This window comes from Helicobacter winghamensis ATCC BAA-430, from assembly GCF_028751035.1.
In the GTDB taxonomy this organism is placed as follows: domain Bacteria; phylum Campylobacterota; class Campylobacteria; order Campylobacterales; family Helicobacteraceae; genus Helicobacter_D; species Helicobacter_D winghamensis.
Genome location: NZ_CP063533.1, coordinates 518,482 through 539,039 on the forward strand (window position 1 = coordinate 518,482; position 20,558 = coordinate 539,039).

The window sequence follows — 20,558 nt, forward strand, 5'->3', positions numbered from 1 at the left end:
TTATAACTCTTGATTATAATCTGCGTAGTTTTGCATAATTTTACACGCACCTTTGGAAATGTCTAATAATGGATTAGGTGAGAGATTGATTGTTATTTTTAATTCCTCTTGTAAGTAGTCTTTTAAGCCTTGCATTAGGGCTAATCCACCTGTTAAGACAGCTCCATCATCAATTAAATCAGGTGCAATTTGCGGAGGAGCTTCATGGATTGCTTCTAAGATTACGCGTTTGATTTTTTCCATACTATTTAAGAGTAAATTTTTAAAATCATTAAGTTGTAATTCATAAGCAATAGGCATTCCATTGACTAGATTTTTGGCACCAATGGCAACGCTAGGATTATCAGAGAATACATTAATGCGCTGCTTAATCATTTCTGCTGTATCTTTGCTAATACCTATGCTTTTATTATGGCGACAAAATTCAATAATTGCATAATCAATAAAATCCCCAGCTTCTTTTGTGAAAGCACTTGTAACAAGTCCGCCTAAAGAGATAATGCTAGCTTCCACAAGTCCGCCCCCAGCGTCAATAACCATTTTTGCGCGCGCTGTGCTAATATCAAGTCCAGCTCCGACACTCGCGCTAAAGGGATCTTCTATTAATAAGACTTCTTTTGCGCCTGCAAGCATTGTAGCTTCATAAAGGGAGTGGCGTTCCACTTGTGTTAGGTTTTGTGGAATACTAATTCCAACTCTGGGTGCTAGGGAGTTTGTTCTGCCTTTATCAATTAAGGCTTGCATAAAGATTTTTGTGGTTTCAAAATCGCTAATTGCTCCCTTGGAGATAGGGTTAATCACACAGATTTCTTGGGGAGCTCTACCTAGCATTTTTTTAGCATTATCTCCAATAGCAATTGTGCGCACATTGTTGTATTTTGTTTCTAAAGCAATACAAGTTGCCTCACAAAACAACACTTCATCAGTATTGTTGCGCACGATGGTATTTGCTGTTCCTAAATCTACTGCAATATCATTTCTGTCAAATAAAGCCATTAAAATCTCATTTAAAATTTTTAGCAAATTATACATTATAAATAGCAAATTTTACGCGCTTTTGTTATAATGCAACAAAGTTTTAAGAGTTAATTTTGCAGGATTTTTTAAGGATTTTAATGTTTATTTTTTTGTGTTATATGCTACTTTTAAGCCTTCCAAAGCTTGTATTATCTGTATTGCAACTAGGATTTTTAAGCAAAGAGGCTAAAAAAGAGCCTTATATTTTAGAGCAAGAGAAGTTTTTGCAAGCCGCACGCTATGCGATTTTAAGAGAAAAAATCAGTGTGCTAAACACACTTTTGGATTTGGCATTTGTCGGATTTTGGCTTTTGTATGGGTTTAGAGCGTTAGAAAATGCGCTAAATTTTTCACCTTTGGTGGAATCTGTGGTGTTTGTGTTATGTTTTTTGGTAGCGCAATTTTTAGTTGCACTGCCTTTAGGTGCATATCAAACGCTAGTTATTGATAGGGAATTTGGCTTTGCTAGAGGGGGAGTGAAACTTTTTATAATGGATACTTTAAAGTCTTTTAGCTTGCTTCTAATCTTTGGTGGAATCTTAATTTTTGCGTTTAGTTGGATTATTTTGTCTGTGGCAAATTGGGAGATTTACGCCTTTGTATTGGGAGCTGTGTTGATTATTAGCTTAAATGTGCTTTATCCTACAATAATTGCGCCTTTGTTTAATAAGTTTTCACCCTTAGAAAATATGGAGTTGAAAGAAGCAATCAATGCGCTACTTGTGCGCGTTGGGTTTAAGAGTGAGGGTGTGTTTGTGATGGATGCTTCTAAAAGAGATGGGCGGTTAAATGCTTATTTTGCAGGGCTTGGAAGGGCAAAAAGAGTGATTTTGTTTGATACACTTTTAGATAAGATTTCGAGCGAATCGCTCTTGGCAGTGTTGGGACACGAATTGGGACATTTTAAGCATAATGATATTTATAAGATGATAGCGTTAATTCTTATGTTTTTTGCCACACTTATGTTTTTTGTGGCAAATATGCCTGAAGCATTGTTTGCAAGTGTGAATTTAGAATCAAGTCCACAAGCAAGTCTTGTATTTTTGTTAATTTTAAGTGCGCCTTTTGGGTTTTATTTTATGCTTGTGGTGAATTTTTTAAGTTGTCAAAATGAATTTAATGCTGATAAGTTTGGTGCGAGTTTAACAAGTAATGAAGCTCTAGCAAACGCACTTATTGTGCTTGTTAAGGAGAATAATTCTTTTCCGCTTGCACATCCTTTGTATATGCGCTTTTATTATAGTCATCCACCTTTAATGGCAAGACTTATTGCTTTAGGTTGTGAGCGTTTAGGAAAAAATGGAATCGCATAGTATTAAAGATTTGCTTTGTTTTGGGGTTGAGGTTTTACAAGAGAGTAGGATAGAGCGACCAAGATTAGAAGCGGAGATTTTGCTAGGTTTTGTTTTGGGACTTCAAAGAGTGGAGTTGCACGCAAGGTTTCATCAAAATGTGGAATCTTTTTTTGTAGAATCCTATTTAAGATTACTTAAACGCCGCGTAAATTACGAACCTATAGAGTATTTAATAGAGAAAGTAAGTTTTTATGGAGAAGAGTTGTATGTTTCTTATGGTGCGTTGATTCCACGCCCTGAAACAGAGATTTTATTAGAAAAAACATTAGAATTAATTGTGAGCAAAGATTGTAAAAATATTGCAGAAATAGGCGTGGGAAGTGGGGCAATTAGTGTTTTATTGGCATACTTAAGTAAAGGTTTGAAAAGTGATTCTAATTTAAGTTTTCACGCAAGTGATATTTCCCCAGAAGCCTTGTTTAACGCGTGTGTGAATAGGGAAAAATTTAAGGTAAAAAATCTAAGTTTGCATTTAAGTGCATATTTGGATTTTAATGTAAAACTTGGAATTAATTTTGATATTTTGGTTTCAAATCCACCTTATATTAAAGAAGGTGAAATGCTTCCAAAATCTCTATCCTATGAGCCGCAAAAAGCTCTTTTTGGTGGTGTTAGGGGTGATGAAATGCTATTAAATATTATTGATTTGGCACAAAAATTTAAGATTCCTTATTTGCTTTGTGAGATGGGCTATGATCAAAAAGAGAGTGTTAAGGCGCATTTGAAAAACACTCCCCATAAAAGCGTGGAGTTTTATAAAGATTTAGCAGGGCTAGATCGTGGATTTATTCTACATTTTTAACAAAATAACGCCATCAATTCCATCTTTTGCGGCAATTTCAATATCTGATTCTTGTGTGATGCACCATAGAATCTTAGCATCAAAGAGATAGGTTTCTGCAAGTTTTTGTAATGCGTTGGCAAGTTTTAAATCTTTGGTGAGTAAGTAGCGCGTGTTAAGATTGACTAGAAGCAAGGCTTCTGTTATGCTTGTTACGATTGCGCCAAAACTTAAGTGATTCTCTTGGCAATATTTTGCCAAATGCAAGATAGAATCACAATTTTCTAAAATCAAAAAATCATTAGGAAGTGTGTTTTGGATTTTATCTTTTTTCTTAATAAAAACCACATTTAAAGGTGTAATTAATGGATGATTTAAGATTAGCATTGTGCGCATTCCTTAGAACAGAAGTATTTGCCATCTTGGATAATGGCTTCATCAGTTGATACATAAGTTCCGCATTTAGTGCATTCTAGCATTATGGAATCTTGCTTGTTTTGTTTATTTCTTTTTTGTGTGGGCTTTCTAAAAAAGAAAAAATAGATTCCAATAATACAAAGTATGAAAATAATCCACTTTAGCATAAAATATCCTTTCCGTTTATTATAAGATATTGCGATAAGGTGTGTGTAAAATGTGTATATTTGAGATTATCTGGAATTTCATTTTTCACATTTGAGCCTTTATAGAGTAGAAGTGTAGTGTTATCTTTTATACAATGTTTGCATTTTTCTAATAAGACTTTAGTTGCAAAAGTTGCCCTTGAAGTGATTAAATCGGGTAGATTTTTAAGTTCTAAGGATTCTATTTTTTTGCGCTGAATACTTAAGTTTTGAAGTTTAAGAGTTGCTTTAATATTTTGCAAAAAAGCCGCTTTTTTGGCGTTTGGCTCACAAAGAATTGTTGGAATCCTAAGAGCAATGTGTAAAGGGATTGCTGGGAAGCCATTGCCACTACCAATATCAAGTAATAAGTGTTTGTGGCCTAGATCAATTTTGCTTAAGGGATACAGGGAGTTTTCAATATTTTTTTGAATATCTTTAGTATCTTTTGCCCCGCTTAGGCTGTGGATTGCATTCCAAGAAAGTAACATTTGCGTGTAGTTTTCCAAAAGTTCTTGTTGTGCCGTGCTTAAAAACATTTTAATCCTATAAAATTAGCATTCCATCTCCATAGGAATAAAAGCGATAATTTTTTGCAATAGCTTCTTGATAAAGTTTTAAAGTTTGCTCTAGCCCTATAAAAGATGCAACTAGCATTAAAAGCGTGGTTTTTGGTAGATGAAAGTTAGTTAAAAGCGCACTTGTAGCTTTTGGTGGATTTTGTGGATGTAAAAATAAATCACATTCTCCGCTTAAAGCCTTGCCTTCTTTAAAGGCTTCACTTCTTGCATAGGTTTCAATAGTGCGTGCTGCGGTTGTTCCAATGGCGGTGATATGGCTTGCAACTTTCATTTTTTTTGCAGAATCTTGTGGAATAAAAAAAGACTCTGTGTGCATTTTGTGTTCTAAAATATTTTCCGTATTTACTCCAAGAAAGGTTCCAGCTCCAGTGTGCAAGGTGATTTCTGTGGTGCTAAAATGCTCTTTTAAATATTTGTAGGCTTCCTTGCTAAAATGCAGTGAAGCAGTAGGGGCAGCGATTGCTCCTAAGTGTTTTGCAAAAACACTTTGATAATCTTGTTTGTCTGCTTGAGTATCATCGCGTTTAATGTAGGGGGGTAGAGGGATATGCCCGCTATGTTCTAAAAAGGCAAAGAAAGCATCACGACTTAGTGGAATTTCTTTGTTTTCTTTTAAAATAAAAAATTCCGCTTCTTTAAATCCGATTCCAATATTTGCTAAGTTTCCTAAAATTCTAGCATACACGCTACCAAAGGAAATTATACTACCTGCTTTTAAGCGTCCTTTAAATTGCATTAAATAGCGATTTTCTGAAATCTCTTTGTGGAATAATGCTTCAATTTTTGCACCACATAAGTTAGAATCATTTTTTAAATTTTGTAAGATTTTTTTACCATAAATTCTTGCTGGTAAAACTTTAGTATTATTAAACACAAGTAAGGTATCTTTTGGTAAAAAATTTGCAAAATTCCTAAAAGTGCTATGTGTAATGATGCAATCCTTGCGGTTAAATACAAGGAGCTTTGCTGCTTCTTTTGGTGTTATAGGTTCTGTCGCAATGCACTCTTTTGGAAGTGTGTAGTTGTAACTTGAAAGAGATAGAATATTCATTAGTCTTCTTGTGGTTCTTCTTGATAAGGATTTACTATTTTTGCAATCATAATAGAAAGCCCATAGAGCAGAGTTAGTGGAATTGCCATTAAAAATTGCGAAAGCACATCAGGGGGAGTAAGTATTGCCGCTAGGATAAAAATAAAGACAATGGCAAATTTGAAATAATCTTTAAGCGTTTTATCTGTAACAAGCCCAATTTTTGCTAAGAAAAATGTAATAACAGGAAGTTCAAAGGACACACCAAAGCCTACCATTAATTTTGCAAAAAATCCAACATAGTCTCCAATACTGGGGAGCGCGGTAAAGAGTTGGCTACCAAAATTAATAAGATATCCAAAGCCAATAGGAAATGCTACATAATAAGCAAATGCACAGCCACATAAAAAGAAAAAAGTTCCAAAAATCACAAAAGGAACAACGAGTTTTTTTTCGTTCTCATAAAGACCGGGAGCGACAAACGCCCAAATTTGCCAAAAAATCACAGGAAGTGTGAAAATAAATCCGCTAAAAAATGCAACTTTAATTGCTGTAAAAAATGCTTCACCAACTTGTGTGAAAATTACACTCTCACGCCCTTTTGGCAAAGCAGTGCTTAAAGGTGCTACCATCCAATCTAAAATAATCTCCCAAAAATAAAAAGACACCGCAAAAGTAATAAAAAGCGCGATTGTAATACGGATTAAGCAACGGCGTAAGTCTTGGATATGGGGTTTTAAATCTTCAAGCATTAAGATTCCTTTTTAAGATTTTCGCCAAAACTTAGCGAAGTTTTGTTGCTAGTATTTAGCTTAACTTCTTTTGTGTTTTGTGGTTTGGATTCCAACTTTTGTTCTATGGAATCTTGTTTTGAGGTTTGGATATTTTTTTTGTTTTGTGGCATTTGTTGTAATGTTTGTTGCGGAGTATGTTTGGAATTGGAATCTTCTAAAAGATTTTCATTTAATTCAAGGGTTTTTAAGTCAAGCTCTTTTGTTAGGTTTTGTGCGCCTTGTGTAATGCTATTTTTATAAGCGAGAGCTTCTTCTTTGATTTTATTAAGATTAATCTCTTTATCTAGACTTTCTTTGGCATCTTCCATTGTTTTTTTGACGGCGCGAAAAAATTTTGCCATATCTACAAGTGCTTTTGGTAGTTTCTCTGGTCCTAAAAAGATGATTGCCACAACTGCAACCATTAAAATTTCAAAAAATCCCATTCCAAACATTGCTAAATTGCCTTTTTTGTTAGCTAAACTCGGGATTTTATCTAATTTTGGAATAAAGTGTGCTTAGAAAAGTTTAGAATTTTCATAAGAAGGTGCAAAAATGGCAAAGAGATTTTTGGGTATAGAAGTGTTTAGGAAAGTTTTTTTTATTAGTTTTTTGGTTTGGGCTTTAGTGGGTTTTAGTGGGTGTATCTCTCCTAAGACAGATGCATTTTTATTAGGAGCAGGAATTGGCGCTGGAACAACAGCGTATTTTTTAAATGGCGGAAGTATAGCAGGATATAGTTTGCGTTCTTTTCAAAATAGAGATAGGAATCCTACGGCGCAGCAATACAGGGATTTTTCAATCCCTAGTGAGCTAGAGTGGCAGTATATGGGGGAAGAAATTTTTTCAGAAGAGCAACTTCAACAAGCACAAGCGCAAGGAAAATTTTATTAATTTCTTATAAGAGGCGTGGATCTGCAATCTTACCTTTAATCGCACTAATTGCGACAACAGCGGAGTTTGCAAGATATACTTCAGAGTTTCTAGCGCCCATTCTACCAATAAAATTACGATTTGTGGTAGAAACACAGCGTTCATTATCCCCTAAAATCCCCATATATCCGCCAAGGCAAGCGCCACAAGTTGGATTTGAAATAAGCGCACCAGCATCAAGTAAAATATCAATATAGCCTAGTTTGTGAGCATCTTTATAGATTTGTTGTGTGCCCGGAGTAATGATTAAACGCACATCTTTATGCACTTTCTTGCCCTTTAAAATCTCACTTGCGATTTTTAAATCACTTAACCGCCCATTTGTGCAACTTCCTATGAATGCTTGGTCAATTTTTAAATTATCTTTGACAGCCTGTGAGATATTTTTTCCATTGCTTGGTAAAAAGGGATAGGCAACCACTGGTTCAAGCTTGCTAATATCAATAGTTAGGGTGCGTGTGTAGTTTGCATCGATGTCTGAAAAAAACTCTTTAGGTTTTGCGCGTAAATTTGAGCGACTTGCTAGAAACTCTCGGGTAATGGAATCTGGAGCTATGATTCCATTTTTTGCCCCTGCTTCTATTGCCATATTACAAAGAGAAAATCTATCGTCCATACTTAAATAAGAAATCCCCTCACCGCAAAATTCTAAGGCTTGATAAAGTGCGCCATCAACGCCAATTTGGCGGATAATCTCTAAAATTAAATCCTTGCCATAAATGTGTTTTGCTGGCTTTCCTATAAACTCCACTTTAATGGAGCTTGGCACTTTAAACCAATTTCTTCCTGTAATCATTGCATAGGCTAAATCTGTGCTTCCCATTCCTGTGCTAAAAGCCCCTAATGCGCCGTGCGTGCAGGTGTGAGAATCTGCACCTATAATCACATCACCACTAACAACTAAGCCTTTTTCTGGTAAAAGAGCGTGTTCAATCCCCATATCCTTTTCATCAAAGAAATATTTAAGATTGTGCTGTTTGGCAAAATCACGGCTAATTCTTGCTTGATTTGCGCTTGCAATATCTTTTGCTGGAATAAAATGATCCATTACAATGCAAAATCCATCGGGATTTGCAAGTTCTGTTGCACCACTTTCATTAAAGGCTTTAATAGAAAGTGGAGTAGTAATATCATTGCCAATAACCATATCAATGGGGGAATCTACAATATCCCCGGCATATACTTTTCTCTTGGCGTGTTCTGAAAAAATCTTTTCTGTAATTGTCTGTCCCATTTGCATTCCTTTTTAGAGATTTAACGCATTTTTAAAATAGTTTTGGATTTCTAAAATCCTTTGTTTTTGGCGATAAAAGCTATTAGGATTTGCTACTAAATACGCGCTAATATCCATAATTGTGTAGTCAATCTTTAAATTATTTTGGCGCATTGTATCACCTGTTTCTACTAAATCTACAATCACATCAGCCATTCCTACAAGGGGGGCTAACTCAATAGAGCCATAAAGCTTGATAATCTCTACACTCATTGCCTTTTTGGCAAAAAATGCTTTTGCGATATTTGTCATTTTTGTAGCGATTCTTAAATTTGGATTTGCAAAGCTAAAGGCGTAAGAGTTTGGAGAGCCAATACACACACGACATTTTCCAAAGCCTAAATCAAGCAAGCGCACAAGTGGGCTTTTTTGTTCCTCTAAAACATCAAGTCCAACCACTCCGATATCTGCCACTCCGCGTTCTACATAGGCTGGGACATCTTGATTTCTTACTAACATAAAACTAAAATTATCTTTCTGTAAAATAAGCTTACGATCTTCAAAGTGCAATGGAGTTTTTAAAAAGTGTTCAAAAATTTCTAGTGTTTTGTCTGCATTGCGCCCTTTTGGCAGTGCAACTCTAATCATAAGTAAATCCCTTTTGCTGTGAAATTAATTTCAATTGCTTTTTGCATTCCTTTAAAAACTAGCAAATCATCATAAAAACAATTTTTAAAAAAATGTGAAAGAAACTTTCCATCACCACCTGTGAAATGGATTCTTTTATTTTTGGAGGTGGTTTGCAGCATTAAAACAATAGATTTTAGCATTCCATAGCTAATGGCGTCTTTTGTGTTTTGTGGAAAAGCATATAAATCTACGGCAAAGTTCATATCTTGATCTAAAACTGCAATATTTTCAAACATTTTGCGATATTGTGAGATTCCGGGCATTATAAAACCGCCTAGATGAATTCCTTGGTGCATTACATCGATTGTTATAGCGCTTCCAGCATCTACAATCACTCCATCATTAATAGCCATACAAGCGGCAACTCTATCTACTCCTAAACCTTTGTAAGTAGTATCAAGACTTAAGTAATCACATAAGTCAAAACAACGATTGTGCGAACGCAAGAGTGCATTTGTAGAATCTTTATTGACACTAATGAATATGATTGTTTCTTTAGGATCTTTTGGAGTAAGTGCGTGTTTATCTTCTTTCCAGATTCTTCCGCGATAGTAAAAATGCAAAAAACTATTGCCAATATCGCAAAGAATCATTAAATGCCCTTATTGAATGTTGAGAAATTTATTCTTGATGAAAATTTTATCCGAAGCGGAAAAAGTGGGAGTGGAAATCTCATCAGGTAGTTTCTTAATAGTGCTTGTTTGCAAATCATCATCAACTAAGATCATATAACCTTGTGTTTCAAGCACAACAATATCTCTTCCGTGATTGGCAGCAGAGAAGTGCGCAAAAGGGAATTTTTGACGGAGTGTTTCATTTAAATCTTTATCTGTTAAGATAATTTCACCCTCATTAGAAAAAATAAAAATTCTATCTTCAAAGAATAAAATATCTTTAACATTAGCATCAAAAGTATTAATAACATTTGGGCTAACAGAAATAATACGCTTTGGAGTTGCTGCAACCATACGATTTCCAATAGCCTCTAAGAAAATAACATTGTTGAAAAAATTATCTCCATTTACCACGATATTTCTAACAAGGCGCATACTTGTCTTATCTACAATAATGAGTTTTCCATCTAGTGTTGGTATAACAACAATATCTGTTAAAAAATAAGGAGAAGCAATCAAGGTATTATTTGCTGGAGCAGGGGTATTTTCTTGATGATAGACAATTTTCATTTGTTCTAAATCATAAATTGCAATTGTGTTTGTATCAAAAATAATTGCAATTAAATTATTGTTTATAGTGGCGCTTATTGGAATGCTTTCAAGTGCAATTGGAGTTTCTTGTTTATTGGCTTTATTGATTAAAATAAGGGATTTTCCAAGTTGTGCAATGTAGTATTCTTCATTCTCATTTAAATATTGTGCATCTTTTTTTAAGTGGATATTTGGAATTTCACCATTTTTTGTGATAAATTGCCCATTCCTTAATGTGGCTCCATTGCGCACTATGGACTTAATATCAGCAGGGATTCCACCAGCATAAGAAACTTTTCCTTTTATGGTATCTTCTTTAGGTTCAAAATAATATTTAGAGCCACAACCACTTAGTATTAAAATACCAATAACACTGAAAAATAAAAGTTTAAAAATATGCTTTGAAAGATTATTTTGCATTTTCTGTTCCTTTGATACTAAGATGCGTAAGAGAATTTGCAAGATCGCGAATTGGGGAATCATTTTTGATTTTTGCTAAAATCTCTCTAGCTTTTTGTAGATTTCCTGCTTTTATTTCTAAAAGTGCCGCTTGTAAATAGCCAAAATCTCCAGCATTTTGGGAGTTTAGCAAATTTATATCTTTATTGAGTGAAGCAGTTTGTGCTGTTGCAAATTGCGCAATAATAGGATCTCTAGAGGATTCTAAAGTCTTAAGCATAGCGGTATCATTGGATTTTAATGCGTTTTGAAAAAGATATAAATCATACAATCTACTCTTGGAATCTTTTAAGATTTTAAGTGCAACTTCATCACCTTTTAATGCCTCTTCATAAGCGTTTGCTAGATTTTGTTGCTTGTTGTGTTGATAGTAGTTATTACCAATATAACCAATAATGGCTACAATAAGGATTCCAAGCAATGTAAAAAGTGCAAGTTTATAACGCCTAAACCAGCTTTCAAGGCGCAAAAGCCCTTCTAACATTTTTTCATCATTAGTCATTTCTTCTTTAATGTATTCCACATTTTGCTTTAAACTCAAGCTTTCTCCTTTTATCTATTTTCCGGTGCTTCCAAAACCACCTATTCCACGCTCTGTGTTTTCTAAAACTTTCACAACTTCAATTTCTGCCTTTTCAATAGGGCAAAGCACAGCTTGTGCGATTCTATCACCAATATTAACCTTAAAGTCTTCTTTGCTATGATTGATTAAAAGCACTTTAATTTCACCGCGATAATCTGAATCAATTGTCCCGGGTGTATTTAAAACAGAGATTCCATATTTTAGAGCTAAACCACTTCTAGGACGGATTTGAATTTCATATTTTTCATTAAAACTAAAGCTAAGACCTGTTGGCACAAGCGCGAATTCTTTACTTCTTATAATAGTGTTTTCACTAGCACACAAATCAAAGCCAGAAGCACCGCTTGTTTGGTATTGTGGAAGCGTTGCATTTGGACTTAAAAGTTTGATTTTTAGCACAGCCATTGCTTAAATCCTTAAAATACAATTGGTTTATAAGTGATTTCTAAAATCTCATAATCCACGCGCCCTTTAGGCAAGGTAACCGCCACTTCATCGCCTACAATCTTGCCCAAGAGTTGTTTAGCAAGGGGAGAGTGATAAGAGATTAAGCCTTTTTCTGGATTGCTCTCAGTTGCGCCAACAATGGTGTATGTGTAATTCTCTTCTGTATCTAAATCTTCTAGTGTGATTGTTGAACCAAAACTAACTTTATCGTGTGGGAGCGTTGCTGGGTCAATCACACGCGCTTCTGCAACAAGTTGTGTTAGCTCATTAATGCGCGCGTCTAAAAAAAGTTGGCGTTCTCTTGCGGCGTGGTATTCTGCATTTTCCTTTAAATCGCCGTGTTCTCTAGCGGTATCAATTTCAATAATATTATTTGGGCGTTCCACTTCTTTTAGATTCTTAAGTTCAGTAATTAGCTTATTATAGCCATATTCTGTCATAGGCTCCACAAAGATTCCTTAAAAAATAAAATAATTTATAATAGTAAAGAAAAGAGAGTTAAAAAGCCCTTTATTTTTGTAAATTTTTTATTAAATTTTCTAAATTTATTGCACAAGTTTGCGCACTTCCGTGTTTTAAGTATTCTATAAGCTTTGCTTTTTGAGTAAAGAAATGCGTGTAATCAAAGGTTTCATACGCATTTAGCAAATTTTGTGGTGTAACACAATGCTGCAAAAACTCCGGGTGAATGGGTGGAATTTTAGGGTTTGGATTGTTTTTTGGCGTTTTATAGGCATAAAATTCTAAGAAAATATTAGCTAGCCCTATAAAATTTAGCTTCACAAGTGCTTTAGCAATGTAGTAATCTAATGTGCGTGTTTTGTAAGCTAAAATTGTTGGAATCCCTAAAAGTGTGGATTCCAAAGTTGCCGTTCCGCTACACACAAAGGCAAAGGCGCATTGTTTTAGTCCTGCATAAGTATCAAAAACAACTTCAAAATCGCTAAAATCACCATAAATTACGCTTAAATCCTTGTCTTTAAAAGTCTGTGGAATGATAAGTAGCGGAATCTTTCCTTGATTTTTAAGGATTTTTGCTAAAGTTTTAAAAATAGGAAAAAGTGTGTGAATTTCGGCTTTTCTTGAACCGGGCATAAAGGCGATTTTTAGAGAATTTTGGCGCGCTTTAAAAGAGAAGGGAATACTATCAAGCAAAGGGTGTCCCACATAATGTAAGTTCGCGTTACTAGGATAAAAATCACACTCAAAAGGCAAAATCCCCCAAAGAGAATCGCATATTTCACTTAAGATTTTTGCACGATAGGCTTTCCACGCCCAAACTTGCGGCAGGATATAATACACGATGTGTGGAGAATGGTTAGTATTGTTGGAGTGTTTTTTAATGGAGCGAATAAGTGGAATATTAAAAGATGATGAATCCATAAAAAGCGCAATATCGCTTGTGCTAGCAAGCTTTGCAAGCTCTTTTTTGATAGAGAAAAACTTTGGAATTAGTTTTAAGATTCCGCTAAAGCCCATTACGCGAAAGCTAGAGGGGTTTAAAATATTTTGTGAATTGTTGTGTAAATTACTTTTAAAGTTGCTTTTATAACTTTTAAGCACTTCTGTATCAAAGATTCCATAAAGAATAAATGGAATCTCTTTTTTGCTAAATACATCTAAGAGTTTTAAAAGGTGTAAATTTGCGGAATATTCTAATGCAGAGATAAAGATTTTAACAGGCTTCAAGTCTTATCATTATTTGTGGAATCTAAAATTATGGAATCCATTTCTAAAGCTTCTTTTGAAGTCTCTTGCAAGGATTCTTGCTTTTCTAGCCCTTGTGGAGTTTGTAGCAAATCACGCATTTCAATGTGTAGTTTAGAAAGCTCTAAATCAAGAGTTTTGAGTTTGGATTCTACATTAATAAGTGCATTCAATAACTCTTTTGCATTTTCTAATGGCACATAATCTTTTGCAGGATTTGCAAGTAATCGTTGGTGTTTTTGGTAAGAAACTTCTAGTTTTGCCACAGGTTCTAGTGCGGTTGGGAGTTTAGTAAAAATTTCTTGTATTGTTTTTAAAATCTCTTGCAAGCTCTCGTATTGTTCAAAAAGGCTTGAAAAATCTTTGGATTCCACAACATCAGATTCTAAATTTTCTAAATTATTTTGCAAATTATTCTTGAAATTAGAATCAGATTTTTCTAAAGCCATATTGTTTTCTTTTAAAACTTTGTTTTTTGCTTCTAACTCTTTATTTTGAGCAAGTAAAAGCGCATTTTTTGCCGAGATTGTATTGTAGGATTCTATCAAGGCTTCTTTATCTTTTTTTAAAGCATCAAATTCTTCATTAAATTTTTTTCTTGCTTCTTCAAAGATTGTATAAATCTGCCACGCCTCTTTGATTTCATCAAGTTTTTGTGTTAATTCCTTTAAAGCGGAGAGATTTTGCATTATGCGTGATTCCTAAAATACCAAAGAAAGGCAAACATTATCCCGGAAGTCTTGGGGAATCCAGAATCTAAAATAAAGTCATAAGCTTCCTTTTTAGGTATAAAGATAACTTCTATATTTTCATCATCAACCCCGCCACCTAAATTTTGGCGATAACTCTCATCTAATGTTGCAAAAAACAGCGTTTGCTTGCTTCCAGCAAAGCCCACAGAGCTGTAAAATTCTGTAATTTGTGTAATATTTTCTAAAGGAATATTGTATCCGCATTCTTCTAAAATCTCTTCTTGCATAATTACATTTAGTGGTTTGTCTTTATCAGTGATTCCAGCACAGAGTTCAAAGGTGTAGCCTATCTCGCTTTTTAAATGTTTTGTGCTACGATTACTTTCTTTTAAAAAGACGGCAGGACGAAATTGCTTAACAATAACAAAGGCTTCTTTTTGTGTGTGATAGAGCAGCGCAGCAACGCTATCGTGCGCTTCAATAATATCCCAACTGCGTTCTTTGCCATTTTCTGTAAATTGCATTCTTTTTGGTTTAATGTATTTGGAATCTTCACACGCACAAAAGCGGATATTTGAAATATTTTTTGGTTGCATTAGTTAAGATTCTCATTGTTTTGATTAAGATATACGATATAGCCATTTTTTGCACGCTTAAAAGGCGTATTTTGCAGTTTATCTTCTTCTAGGGCTGCTTGAAGTGCTTTTTCATAGGTTTTTGCTGTGGCTAAGAAGCTTTCTTTTTCCTTGCCTTGAAGTTTGGATTGTGTAACCCTTAAATGCTTGATAGGATTAACAGCATTTCCATTTTTGTATAAGCCAAAGTGTAAATGTGGTCCTGTGCTAAGTCCTGTGCTACCAACTGTGCCGATTTTTCTCCCTTGTTTGACTTGTGAGCCAGCACGGATTCCGCGTTCAATTTTGTGCATATGCGCATAAAGCGTTCTGTATCCATTGTCGTGTTGAATAATCACGGTTCTACCATAACCACCTTTTGTTCCAGCAAATATAACTTTGCCATTGCCAGAAGCACGGATTGGTGTATGCCTAGGTGCAGCATAATCTGTGCCTAAATGCGGTCGTTTATATCCTAAAATAGGGTGTTTTCTCCCCATTGAAAAATGTGAGGATATTCTTTTGTATTGCAAAGGAATCGTTAAAAGATATTTGCTTAAATTATTCCCTTTTAAATCATAAAAATGTCCATCTTCGTGGCGGATTACATATTGATTATTGTTGCTAACTTTGAGTGTGGAAGCCTTAATATTTGGTGCGCCAAAGTTCTTGCCTAAGCGATATTTGCGTTCATAAATGATTGCTAACTGATCGCCCTTGCGCACTTCACGGCGAAAATCTACACTTCCTTTGTAGGCTTGGATAAAATCACTTGCTAAAAAGCTATCTCCAGTTAGATGAATAATATCATTATAAAGGGAATTATCTACAGAAAGTGAAATGGTATGTTCTTTTGAGAAATACACAATAGGAATCGCACGCATTCCGTATTTATCACCTTGTTTAAAAATATGAAGTTGAGAATTTTCATTAATAGGAATTAATGCCTGTAAAAGCACGGAATCATCATAAAGCGCGTAATAAGTGCTTCCACCAATAATTTCATCAGCAAGTTCTTTATCTTCTGGAGCAAGATCATAATAAGTCTTTAAAGGAATCGCATTTTTTTCAAAGAAAGTAAGAAGTGTTTGTCCTTGTTCCCATTTGGATTCTTGGATTGTCGCAGCGTGCGAAAATGCCCCAAATGTTGTAAAAGTAAAGCAAAATTTAAGTGTATTTTTAAAGAATTTTGAAGTTTTTAGCTGTTTGATAATGTGCATTCTAAGCCCTTATAAAGATAAGTTTTTGATTTAATGTAGCCAAAGATTATAGCACAAAATCCGCAATTTAGGGAGATAAATTCTAAAAAATCTTTTAAAATATAGAAATTTTGCTATAATCTCACATTTATTTCACGCAAAAAGTCTTTGGGAGCAATTTTGATGAAAGATTGGTTTGTGCCATCAATTGGTTTTGGATTATTTGTTTATTTTATGCTTTTTGTGATTTTATACACCATTAAAATTGGCGGAGCTAATGTTCCATTGTATGGTGAAAAACAACATATTACTCCAGCAAAGACAGATACAGAAAAATTTTTGCAAGATGTTTCAAAAAGTGTGCGTGAATCGTTTTAGTTTTTTAAATTTTAGCCGATATAGCTAGCAAGATTTTATATAAAGGAGTAAAAGTGATTAGTCATTTGATGAGCAATGCGACTTTTTCAACAGCTATTAATCAAGCAAATAATAAAAACACTTCGCAGATTAATGTAAAAAATGATTCCATTGATGATAAGCAAAAGACAAAAGAAACTGCAAAGTTAGAATCTAGTTCTAAGGTTGATACAATTAAAGACGCAATTAAAAATGGGACATATAAACTTGATTTAAGGGGAAGTGCAGAAAAATTGGCACAAGAATTGCTTAGATAAAGGATAACTTAAATTTTTAGGAGTTATCTATGTCTTTGCAGTTTTTACAAGGTGCATTAGAGGATATTAAAGCTCTAATTGCAATCACTGAACAAGATATTGCAGATATTAAGGTTGCTAACAATGACGCAATCTTTGCAAGAATTCCACAAAAAGAAGAATTAACCGCATCATTTATCCGCAAAAAGGAAGCCTACGCACAAGAAGTAGAACAACGCTTGCGCAATGAATATCCAAATGCTACATTAGAAGACTTAACTTATGAAGACAAGCAACGCTTGCTTGGTGAGGGTGCTAGTCAATACACAGCAGCCTTGCACGATAGTTTAAATCTGTTAAAAGATTTAAATCTTCGTTTTGGCAAAATGTCTTTAGCGGTTTCTGAATTTTATAGTTCGCTATTAGGAAAAATCGTTCCTGTGGAAGATGGAGGATATAAAAAGCAGTCGCTAGGCAATGCGTCATTTTTACAAGCAGAAGTCTAAAGGGTAAGCAATGGGTGGATTACTCTCATCTTTAAATACCCCTTACACTGGGCTAACTGGACATCAAGTTATGGTAGATGTTACCGGAAATAACATTGCTAATGCAAACAATGAATTTTATTCTCGTCAAGTGGTGCGTTCTTCTGCGCAAACTCCCCTTTGGAAGCAAAACTATGCATTAGGGCAAGGCTTAAATATCTTAACCGTTGAGCGTGTGCATGATGAATACAGCTTTATGCGTTATAAAAAGGCAAGTTCAGAAAAAACTTTTTATGATACTAGCTTTTCAGGGCTTAAGGAAGCTTCGGCATATTACCCAGAAGTTGATGGAGTTGGAATCTACAAGGATTTGCAAAGCTATTTTAACGCTTGGAAAGATCTCTCTACAAAAGCAGGAGATCCAGCGCAAAAAATCGCCTTAGCAGAGCAGGCAAAAACATTAACTAAAAATATCCAAGAAACGCGTAAATCTTTAGAGTATTTGCAACAACGCTTAAATGATGAAATGAAAGTAGCAGTTGATGAAGTTAATCGACTAGGCGAGCAAATTGCGATTTTAAATAAACAGATTGCAGAATACGAAAATCAAGACATGAATAAAAAGGCAAATGATTTGCGTGATTTGCGCGATCAATATGAATTTGAAATTAATAATTTAATTGGTTGCGATGTCTTTAAACAAAATGTGCAAGGAAGCGCTTGTGTAGATAAAGATATTGCTGATTTTGATGATGATTACACACTAACAATTGGCGGTAAATCTATCGTAGATGGAACTTCTTTTCATCCTTTGGTTTTGGATAATTCCGAAAATCCAAGTGGAATCTATACGATTAAATATCTAAGAAGCGATCATAAGCCCTACGACTTAACAAACTCTTTAAATCAAGGTAAAGTTGGAGCATTGTTAGACTTAATCCGCACAGAAGATGTATTAAATTGTAATGGAACACTAGGTAAGCTTCAAGTTTATATTAATGATTTAGATACTTTTGCAAATGGAATCATAGAAGCTACAAATAATATCTATGCAGAATCTTCTCAAAGAAGCGCAAAGAGTGATCAATTAACACTAGATGCAAGGGACGCACTAACAACAAGTGGTTACAATGTTCGTGAAGGGACATTTAAAGTTGTAATGTATGATAAAGACGGCAAAGAGCTAGGCGCTAGGGAAGTTACTATTAATAATCTTACAACAATGCAAGATATTGTTAATCAGCTAAATGGTAATGTTGATGATAATAAAGATGGAAATCCACTAAATGACTTTGATGATCGCTTTCAAGCAGTGTATAATAATGATTCTAAAACCTTTAGTATCACTTCTAAAAATCCCGCAGAAGATATTTTTATCTCAATCCAAGATAATGGCACAAATTTCGCTGGGGCTTTTGGAGTAAATCGCTTTTTTGACGGAAATGACGCAAGTAATATTGAACTAGCTCAACAATACCGCGAAGATCCTACACTAATTAGAGCTTATAGGGAAGCAGTAGATGGAAACTTTGTTATAGCAAACAAAATGCAACAACTTCAATTTGACAAGATTACTTTTACAGATTATAAAGGCGAACAGCGCGAAGAAACAATTAGTGGGTATTTTCGTTACATTGCAGGTAAAGTTGCTTCAGAGACACAAGCCACGCAAACTACACAAAGCACAAAAGAAGCAGTTTATAGTGCCACAAAGCAAGAGTATAAGGCACTTTGCGAAGTCTCTGTTGATGATGAGCTTGTGAATCTTATTAGATTCCAAAGTGGATATAGCGCAAATGCGAAGATGATAACAACTATTGACGAGATGATAAACACACTTCTAGGCATTAAGAGTTAGACTTCTAGCCCTTAAAGCACTACATATTCTACAATAACAGCTTAAAACATAATAATCTTAAAAGTAAATAAGAATTTTTAATTTTACAAGAGATTTATAAACAAAGAGTAAAGCAAAAATATTTTTATGCACAAAATTATGATTTTTTTACTAGAAAAGCTTGCTTTTTATTTTTAAATTCTTGTATAATGCGCCTTGTAATTTTTACAATTTACTCTATAAAGGAGATTAGAATGAATTTTCTAAAATTAAGTTTGGCAGCAAGTGTTGCACTAGGTGCATTCTCTACAGCAAGTTTTGCACAACCACTAGAGGAAGCAATCAAAGGTGTAGATGTAAGTGGATATCTAAGATACCGCTACAATGATGACAGATATGATAATGGTAATGATGATGTAAGTGGAAGCAACGCTACACACAGATGGAGAGCGCAAGCAGATTTCAAAACTCCTGTTGTTAATAGCGTAGCAATGAACTTAGGAATTATGTATAACAATGAAAACCAAAATGTCAATCATGGCAATGGCAAGGACTTTGGCGCTGGCACTATTACTCCTGGGTTCGGTGATGGTCTAGGTGCTGGTAAAGATGGAGATTTTGGTGTAAGCACATTCTATGCGACAATCACTCCAGATGTAACAGCTACAACTGTAATGATCGGTAAGCAACGCCTTGCTACTCCTATAACAGATGCTGGCGATGATAGAGCAACAGGTATTTTAGCTCTAAACAACGATATCACAGGACTTACTCTAGTAGGTGGTGCATTTGACTCTTGGAGTTTAGATGATATGTATGCTGGGTATAATGGTGATGAAACTTCAGTAGATAAGCCACTTTATACTTTAGCTGCGATTTATAATACAGATACAAGTTTTGGTAATATCGGTGCGCAAGCTTGGGGATTCTATGTGCAAGATTTAGTAGATGCTTCAGGATTCTTAGAGCTATCTTGGAAAGGAAGCTTATTAAACGCTAAATTACAATATGCTCTTGCAAAACTTGCAAACCATGAAGAAATTATTAATCGTGGAGCTGCTGAAGCAAATGATTTGCTTTCATTCCAAATTGGTGCGGATTTCACAAATGATTTCAATATCCCACTAGAAGCAAAACTTGGTTATATCACAAACTTCCAAGATGGAACAGCGGTAATGTTTGATGATGAGGGTGCATTAGCAAAAGCTGGTAAGTTATGGTGGCAAAACCCTACAACAGGTATTACATTTGGTTTAGGAAAAATAATCGGTGGTGGTTTTGATACTAGCGATTTTGCAAATGAAGCAGAAATTAATGTGTTCTATGGCGCACTTAGCTATGGCTTCATTGAAAACAGATTAAGAGTAGGTCTTGAAGGTGTTTATGGTGAGAGCGAATTAACAGCTCATAAAGGTGGTGCTCAAGTGAGTAAAGTTGAATTTACAGAAATCACTCCAACAATTAGTTGGCAACACAATAAAAACCTAAATATCTCTGCGTTTTATGCAATGCTAAATACAGAAGATAAAACAAATGGTGTGAAGTCACCAGATCAAGATAGAAACAGAGCAAGGGTAGAAGTAAAATACTCTTTCTAGTTTCTTACAGAATCCCTTTTTGGGATTCTATCTTTTTAACTCCCTTAACTTTTCTTAATCTCAAAGAATTATAAAATCACTCTTTACAAATCATTCTTTTATAA

The 20,558-nt window shown here is 34.7% G+C and carries 26 protein-coding genes; 8 read left to right on the forward strand and 18 right to left on the reverse strand.

The window, feature by feature from the left end:
* Positions 1 to 996 carry a rod shape-determining protein gene (locus IP358_RS02725; protein WP_040498354.1) on the reverse strand — a complete coding sequence of 332 codons (996 nt, stop codon included), beginning with the start codon at positions 994 to 996 and terminating at the stop codon, positions 1 to 3.
* 119 nt (positions 997 to 1,115) lie between these two features.
* On the opposite strand from IP358_RS02725, the gene IP358_RS02730 reads away from it, so the two are divergent.
* Positions 1,116 to 2,330 carry a M48 family metallopeptidase gene (locus IP358_RS02730; RefSeq protein ID WP_040498231.1) on the forward strand — a complete coding sequence of 405 codons (1,215 nt, stop codon included), beginning with the start codon at positions 1,116 to 1,118 and terminating at the stop codon, positions 2,328 to 2,330.
* Positions 2,317 to 3,174, forward strand: a complete 858-nt coding sequence (locus IP358_RS02735) for a HemK/PrmC family methyltransferase (protein WP_006801806.1) — start codon at positions 2,317 to 2,319, stop codon at positions 3,172 to 3,174. Before IP358_RS02730 ends, IP358_RS02735 begins: the two co-directional genes overlap by 14 nt.
* Here the strand turns inward: IP358_RS02735 and IP358_RS02740 are convergent.
* From IP358_RS02740 to tatB, 6 genes are read right to left on the reverse strand one after another with little or no spacing between them, the layout of a single operon-like run.
* Entirely contained in the window at positions 3,163 to 3,540 is a 378-nt protein-coding gene (locus tag IP358_RS02740) for a hypothetical protein (protein WP_040498230.1), read from the reverse strand. The genes IP358_RS02735 and IP358_RS02740 overlap by 12 nt on opposite strands.
* The gene (locus IP358_RS02745; RefSeq protein ID WP_040498229.1) at positions 3,534 to 3,737 is read right to left on the reverse strand and encodes a PP0621 family protein; all 204 of its coding nucleotides are present in this window, start codon (positions 3,735 to 3,737) and stop codon (positions 3,534 to 3,536) included. The genes IP358_RS02740 and IP358_RS02745 overlap by 7 nt, the downstream gene beginning before the upstream one ends.
* Positions 3,731 to 4,294 (reverse strand): 16S rRNA (guanine(527)-N(7))-methyltransferase RsmG, encoded by a 564-nt coding sequence (gene rsmG / locus IP358_RS02750; RefSeq protein ID WP_006801804.1) that lies wholly within the window; start codon positions 4,292 to 4,294, stop codon positions 3,731 to 3,733. The genes IP358_RS02745 and rsmG overlap by 7 nt, the downstream gene beginning before the upstream one ends.
* 7 nt (positions 4,295 to 4,301) lie before the next feature.
* Complete coding sequence (gene queA / locus IP358_RS02755) at positions 4,302 to 5,387, reverse strand: tRNA preQ1(34) S-adenosylmethionine ribosyltransferase-isomerase QueA (RefSeq protein ID WP_006801803.1); 1,086 nt, start codon at positions 5,385 to 5,387, stop codon at positions 4,302 to 4,304.
* Positions 5,387 to 6,118, reverse strand: coding sequence for a twin-arginine translocase subunit TatC (gene tatC, locus IP358_RS02760; protein ID WP_006801802.1), 732 nt, complete (start codon positions 6,116 to 6,118; stop codon positions 5,387 to 5,389). Before tatC ends, queA begins: the two co-directional genes overlap by 1 nt.
* On the reverse strand, positions 6,118 to 6,594 hold the full coding sequence (gene tatB / locus IP358_RS02765) for a Sec-independent protein translocase protein TatB (RefSeq protein ID WP_006801801.1): 477 nt from the start codon (positions 6,592 to 6,594) through the stop codon (positions 6,118 to 6,120). Before tatB ends, tatC begins: the two co-directional genes overlap by 1 nt.
* A gap of 100 nt (positions 6,595 to 6,694) precedes the next feature.
* Between tatB and IP358_RS02770 the strand changes: the two genes are divergently transcribed.
* A complete protein-coding gene (locus IP358_RS02770; RefSeq protein ID WP_232086802.1) occupies positions 6,695 to 7,033 on the forward strand; it encodes a hypothetical protein in 339 nt (112 codons plus the stop codon).
* Between the two features lie 4 nt (positions 7,034 to 7,037).
* Here the strand turns inward: IP358_RS02770 and IP358_RS02775 are convergent, their stop codons facing one another.
* The 11 genes from IP358_RS02775 to IP358_RS02825 all read right to left on the reverse strand — a co-directional run bounded on the left by IP358_RS02775 (position 7,038) and on the right by IP358_RS02825 (position 15,902).
* On the reverse strand, positions 7,038 to 8,306 hold the full coding sequence (locus tag IP358_RS02775; protein ID WP_006801799.1) for a 3-isopropylmalate dehydratase large subunit: 1,269 nt from the start codon (positions 8,304 to 8,306) through the stop codon (positions 7,038 to 7,040).
* A 12-nt stretch (positions 8,307 to 8,318) separates the two neighbouring features.
* Positions 8,319 to 8,933, reverse strand: a complete 615-nt coding sequence (hisG, locus tag IP358_RS02780; RefSeq protein WP_006801798.1) for an ATP phosphoribosyltransferase — start codon at positions 8,931 to 8,933, stop codon at positions 8,319 to 8,321.
* Positions 8,930 to 9,568 (reverse strand): type III pantothenate kinase, encoded by a 639-nt coding sequence (locus tag IP358_RS02785; RefSeq protein WP_006801797.1) that lies wholly within the window; start codon positions 9,566 to 9,568, stop codon positions 8,930 to 8,932. The genes hisG and IP358_RS02785 overlap by 4 nt, the downstream gene beginning before the upstream one ends.
* 9 nt (positions 9,569 to 9,577) lie before the next feature.
* On the reverse strand, positions 9,578 to 10,600 hold the full coding sequence (locus tag IP358_RS02790; RefSeq protein WP_006801796.1) for a hypothetical protein: 1,023 nt from the start codon (positions 10,598 to 10,600) through the stop codon (positions 9,578 to 9,580).
* Positions 10,590 to 11,180 (reverse strand): tetratricopeptide repeat protein, encoded by a 591-nt coding sequence (locus tag IP358_RS02795; RefSeq protein WP_006801795.1) that lies wholly within the window; start codon positions 11,178 to 11,180, stop codon positions 10,590 to 10,592. Before IP358_RS02795 ends, IP358_RS02790 begins: the two co-directional genes overlap by 11 nt.
* A gap of 15 nt (positions 11,181 to 11,195) precedes the next feature.
* On the reverse strand, positions 11,196 to 11,627 hold the full coding sequence (gene dut, locus IP358_RS02800; protein WP_006801794.1) for a dUTP diphosphatase: 432 nt from the start codon (positions 11,625 to 11,627) through the stop codon (positions 11,196 to 11,198).
* Between the two features lie 11 nt (positions 11,628 to 11,638).
* Positions 11,639 to 12,109, reverse strand: a complete 471-nt coding sequence (greA, locus tag IP358_RS02805) for a transcription elongation factor GreA (protein WP_040498352.1) — start codon at positions 12,107 to 12,109, stop codon at positions 11,639 to 11,641.
* Positions 12,110 to 12,179: 70 nt separating this feature from the next.
* A complete protein-coding gene (gene lpxB, locus IP358_RS02810; RefSeq protein WP_006801792.1) occupies positions 12,180 to 13,358 on the reverse strand; it encodes a lipid-A-disaccharide synthase in 1,179 nt (392 codons plus the stop codon).
* Positions 13,355 to 14,065 carry a hypothetical protein gene (locus IP358_RS02815; RefSeq protein ID WP_006801791.1) on the reverse strand — a complete coding sequence of 237 codons (711 nt, stop codon included), beginning with the start codon at positions 14,063 to 14,065 and terminating at the stop codon, positions 13,355 to 13,357. The genes lpxB and IP358_RS02815 overlap by 4 nt, the downstream gene beginning before the upstream one ends.
* Positions 14,065 to 14,664 carry an NUDIX hydrolase gene (locus IP358_RS02820; protein WP_006801790.1) on the reverse strand — a complete coding sequence of 200 codons (600 nt, stop codon included), beginning with the start codon at positions 14,662 to 14,664 and terminating at the stop codon, positions 14,065 to 14,067. Before IP358_RS02820 ends, IP358_RS02815 begins: the two co-directional genes overlap by 1 nt.
* Positions 14,664 to 15,902, reverse strand: coding sequence for a peptidoglycan DD-metalloendopeptidase family protein (locus IP358_RS02825; protein WP_006801789.1), 1,239 nt, complete (start codon positions 15,900 to 15,902; stop codon positions 14,664 to 14,666). The genes IP358_RS02820 and IP358_RS02825 overlap by 1 nt, the downstream gene beginning before the upstream one ends.
* A gap of 162 nt (positions 15,903 to 16,064) precedes the next feature.
* Between IP358_RS02825 and IP358_RS02830 the strand changes: the two genes are divergently transcribed.
* The 5 genes from IP358_RS02830 to IP358_RS02850 all read left to right on the forward strand — a co-directional run bounded on the left by IP358_RS02830 (position 16,065) and on the right by IP358_RS02850 (position 20,454).
* Complete coding sequence (locus IP358_RS02830; protein WP_006801788.1) at positions 16,065 to 16,259, forward strand: hypothetical protein; 195 nt, start codon at positions 16,065 to 16,067, stop codon at positions 16,257 to 16,259.
* 53 nt (positions 16,260 to 16,312) lie between these two features.
* Positions 16,313 to 16,555 (forward strand): flagellar biosynthesis anti-sigma factor FlgM, encoded by a 243-nt coding sequence (locus tag IP358_RS02835; protein ID WP_006801787.1) that lies wholly within the window; start codon positions 16,313 to 16,315, stop codon positions 16,553 to 16,555.
* Between the two features lie 29 nt (positions 16,556 to 16,584).
* Positions 16,585 to 17,040, forward strand: coding sequence for a hypothetical protein (locus IP358_RS02840; RefSeq protein ID WP_006801786.1), 456 nt, complete (start codon positions 16,585 to 16,587; stop codon positions 17,038 to 17,040).
* Positions 17,041 to 17,050: 10 nt separating this feature from the next.
* Positions 17,051 to 18,877, forward strand: a complete 1,827-nt coding sequence (flgK, locus tag IP358_RS02845) for a flagellar hook-associated protein FlgK (protein WP_006801785.1) — start codon at positions 17,051 to 17,053, stop codon at positions 18,875 to 18,877.
* Between the two features lie 233 nt (positions 18,878 to 19,110).
* On the forward strand, positions 19,111 to 20,454 hold the full coding sequence (locus IP358_RS02850) for a major outer membrane protein (protein ID WP_006801784.1): 1,344 nt from the start codon (positions 19,111 to 19,113) through the stop codon (positions 20,452 to 20,454).
* The last annotated feature ends 104 nt before the right edge of the window (positions 20,455 to 20,558 follow it).

What these genes read in the sequence shown, in the direction of transcription:
- IP358_RS02725 (WP_040498354.1), bottom strand. Translation starts at nt 996, where the DNA reads ATGGCTTTATTTGACAGAAATGATATTGCAGTAGATTTAGGAACAGCA.
- IP358_RS02730 (WP_040498231.1), top strand. Translation starts at nt 1,116, where the DNA reads ATGTTTATTTTTTTGTGTTATATGCTACTTTTAAGCCTTCCAAAGCTT.
- IP358_RS02735 (WP_006801806.1), top strand. Translation starts at nt 2,317, where the DNA reads ATGGAATCGCATAGTATTAAAGATTTGCTTTGTTTTGGGGTTGAGGTT.
- IP358_RS02740 (WP_040498230.1), bottom strand. Translation starts at nt 3,540, where the DNA reads ATGCTAATCTTAAATCATCCATTAATTACACCTTTAAATGTGGTTTTT.
- IP358_RS02745 (WP_040498229.1), bottom strand. Translation starts at nt 3,737, where the DNA reads ATGCTAAAGTGGATTATTTTCATACTTTGTATTATTGGAATCTATTTT.
- rsmG (WP_006801804.1), bottom strand. Translation starts at nt 4,294, where the DNA reads ATGTTTTTAAGCACGGCACAACAAGAACTTTTGGAAAACTACACGCAA.
- queA (WP_006801803.1), bottom strand. Translation starts at nt 5,387, where the DNA reads ATGAATATTCTATCTCTTTCAAGTTACAACTACACACTTCCAAAAGAG.
- tatC (WP_006801802.1), bottom strand. Translation starts at nt 6,118, where the DNA reads ATGCTTGAAGATTTAAAACCCCATATCCAAGACTTACGCCGTTGCTTA.
- tatB (WP_006801801.1), bottom strand. Translation starts at nt 6,594, where the DNA reads ATGTTTGGAATGGGATTTTTTGAAATTTTAATGGTTGCAGTTGTGGCA.
- IP358_RS02770 (WP_232086802.1), top strand. Translation starts at nt 6,695, where the DNA reads ATGGCAAAGAGATTTTTGGGTATAGAAGTGTTTAGGAAAGTTTTTTTT.
- IP358_RS02775 (WP_006801799.1), bottom strand. Translation starts at nt 8,306, where the DNA reads ATGGGACAGACAATTACAGAAAAGATTTTTTCAGAACACGCCAAGAGA.
- hisG (WP_006801798.1), bottom strand. Translation starts at nt 8,933, where the DNA reads ATGATTAGAGTTGCACTGCCAAAAGGGCGCAATGCAGACAAAACACTA.
- IP358_RS02785 (WP_006801797.1), bottom strand. Translation starts at nt 9,568, where the DNA reads ATGATTCTTTGCGATATTGGCAATAGTTTTTTGCATTTTTACTATCGC.
- IP358_RS02790 (WP_006801796.1), bottom strand. Translation starts at nt 10,600, where the DNA reads ATGCAAAATAATCTTTCAAAGCATATTTTTAAACTTTTATTTTTCAGT.
- dut (WP_006801794.1), bottom strand. Translation starts at nt 11,627, where the DNA reads ATGGCTGTGCTAAAAATCAAACTTTTAAGTCCAAATGCAACGCTTCCA.
- greA (WP_040498352.1), bottom strand. Translation starts at nt 12,109, where the DNA reads ATGACAGAATATGGCTATAATAAGCTAATTACTGAACTTAAGAATCTA.
- IP358_RS02815 (WP_006801791.1), bottom strand. Translation starts at nt 14,065, where the DNA reads ATGCAAAATCTCTCCGCTTTAAAGGAATTAACACAAAAACTTGATGAA.
- IP358_RS02820 (WP_006801790.1), bottom strand. Translation starts at nt 14,664, where the DNA reads ATGCAACCAAAAAATATTTCAAATATCCGCTTTTGTGCGTGTGAAGAT.
- IP358_RS02825 (WP_006801789.1), bottom strand. Translation starts at nt 15,902, where the DNA reads ATGCACATTATCAAACAGCTAAAAACTTCAAAATTCTTTAAAAATACA.
- IP358_RS02830 (WP_006801788.1), top strand. Translation starts at nt 16,065, where the DNA reads ATGAAAGATTGGTTTGTGCCATCAATTGGTTTTGGATTATTTGTTTAT.
- IP358_RS02840 (WP_006801786.1), top strand. Translation starts at nt 16,585, where the DNA reads ATGTCTTTGCAGTTTTTACAAGGTGCATTAGAGGATATTAAAGCTCTA.
- flgK (WP_006801785.1), top strand. Translation starts at nt 17,051, where the DNA reads ATGGGTGGATTACTCTCATCTTTAAATACCCCTTACACTGGGCTAACT.
- IP358_RS02850 (WP_006801784.1), top strand. Translation starts at nt 19,111, where the DNA reads ATGAATTTTCTAAAATTAAGTTTGGCAGCAAGTGTTGCACTAGGTGCA.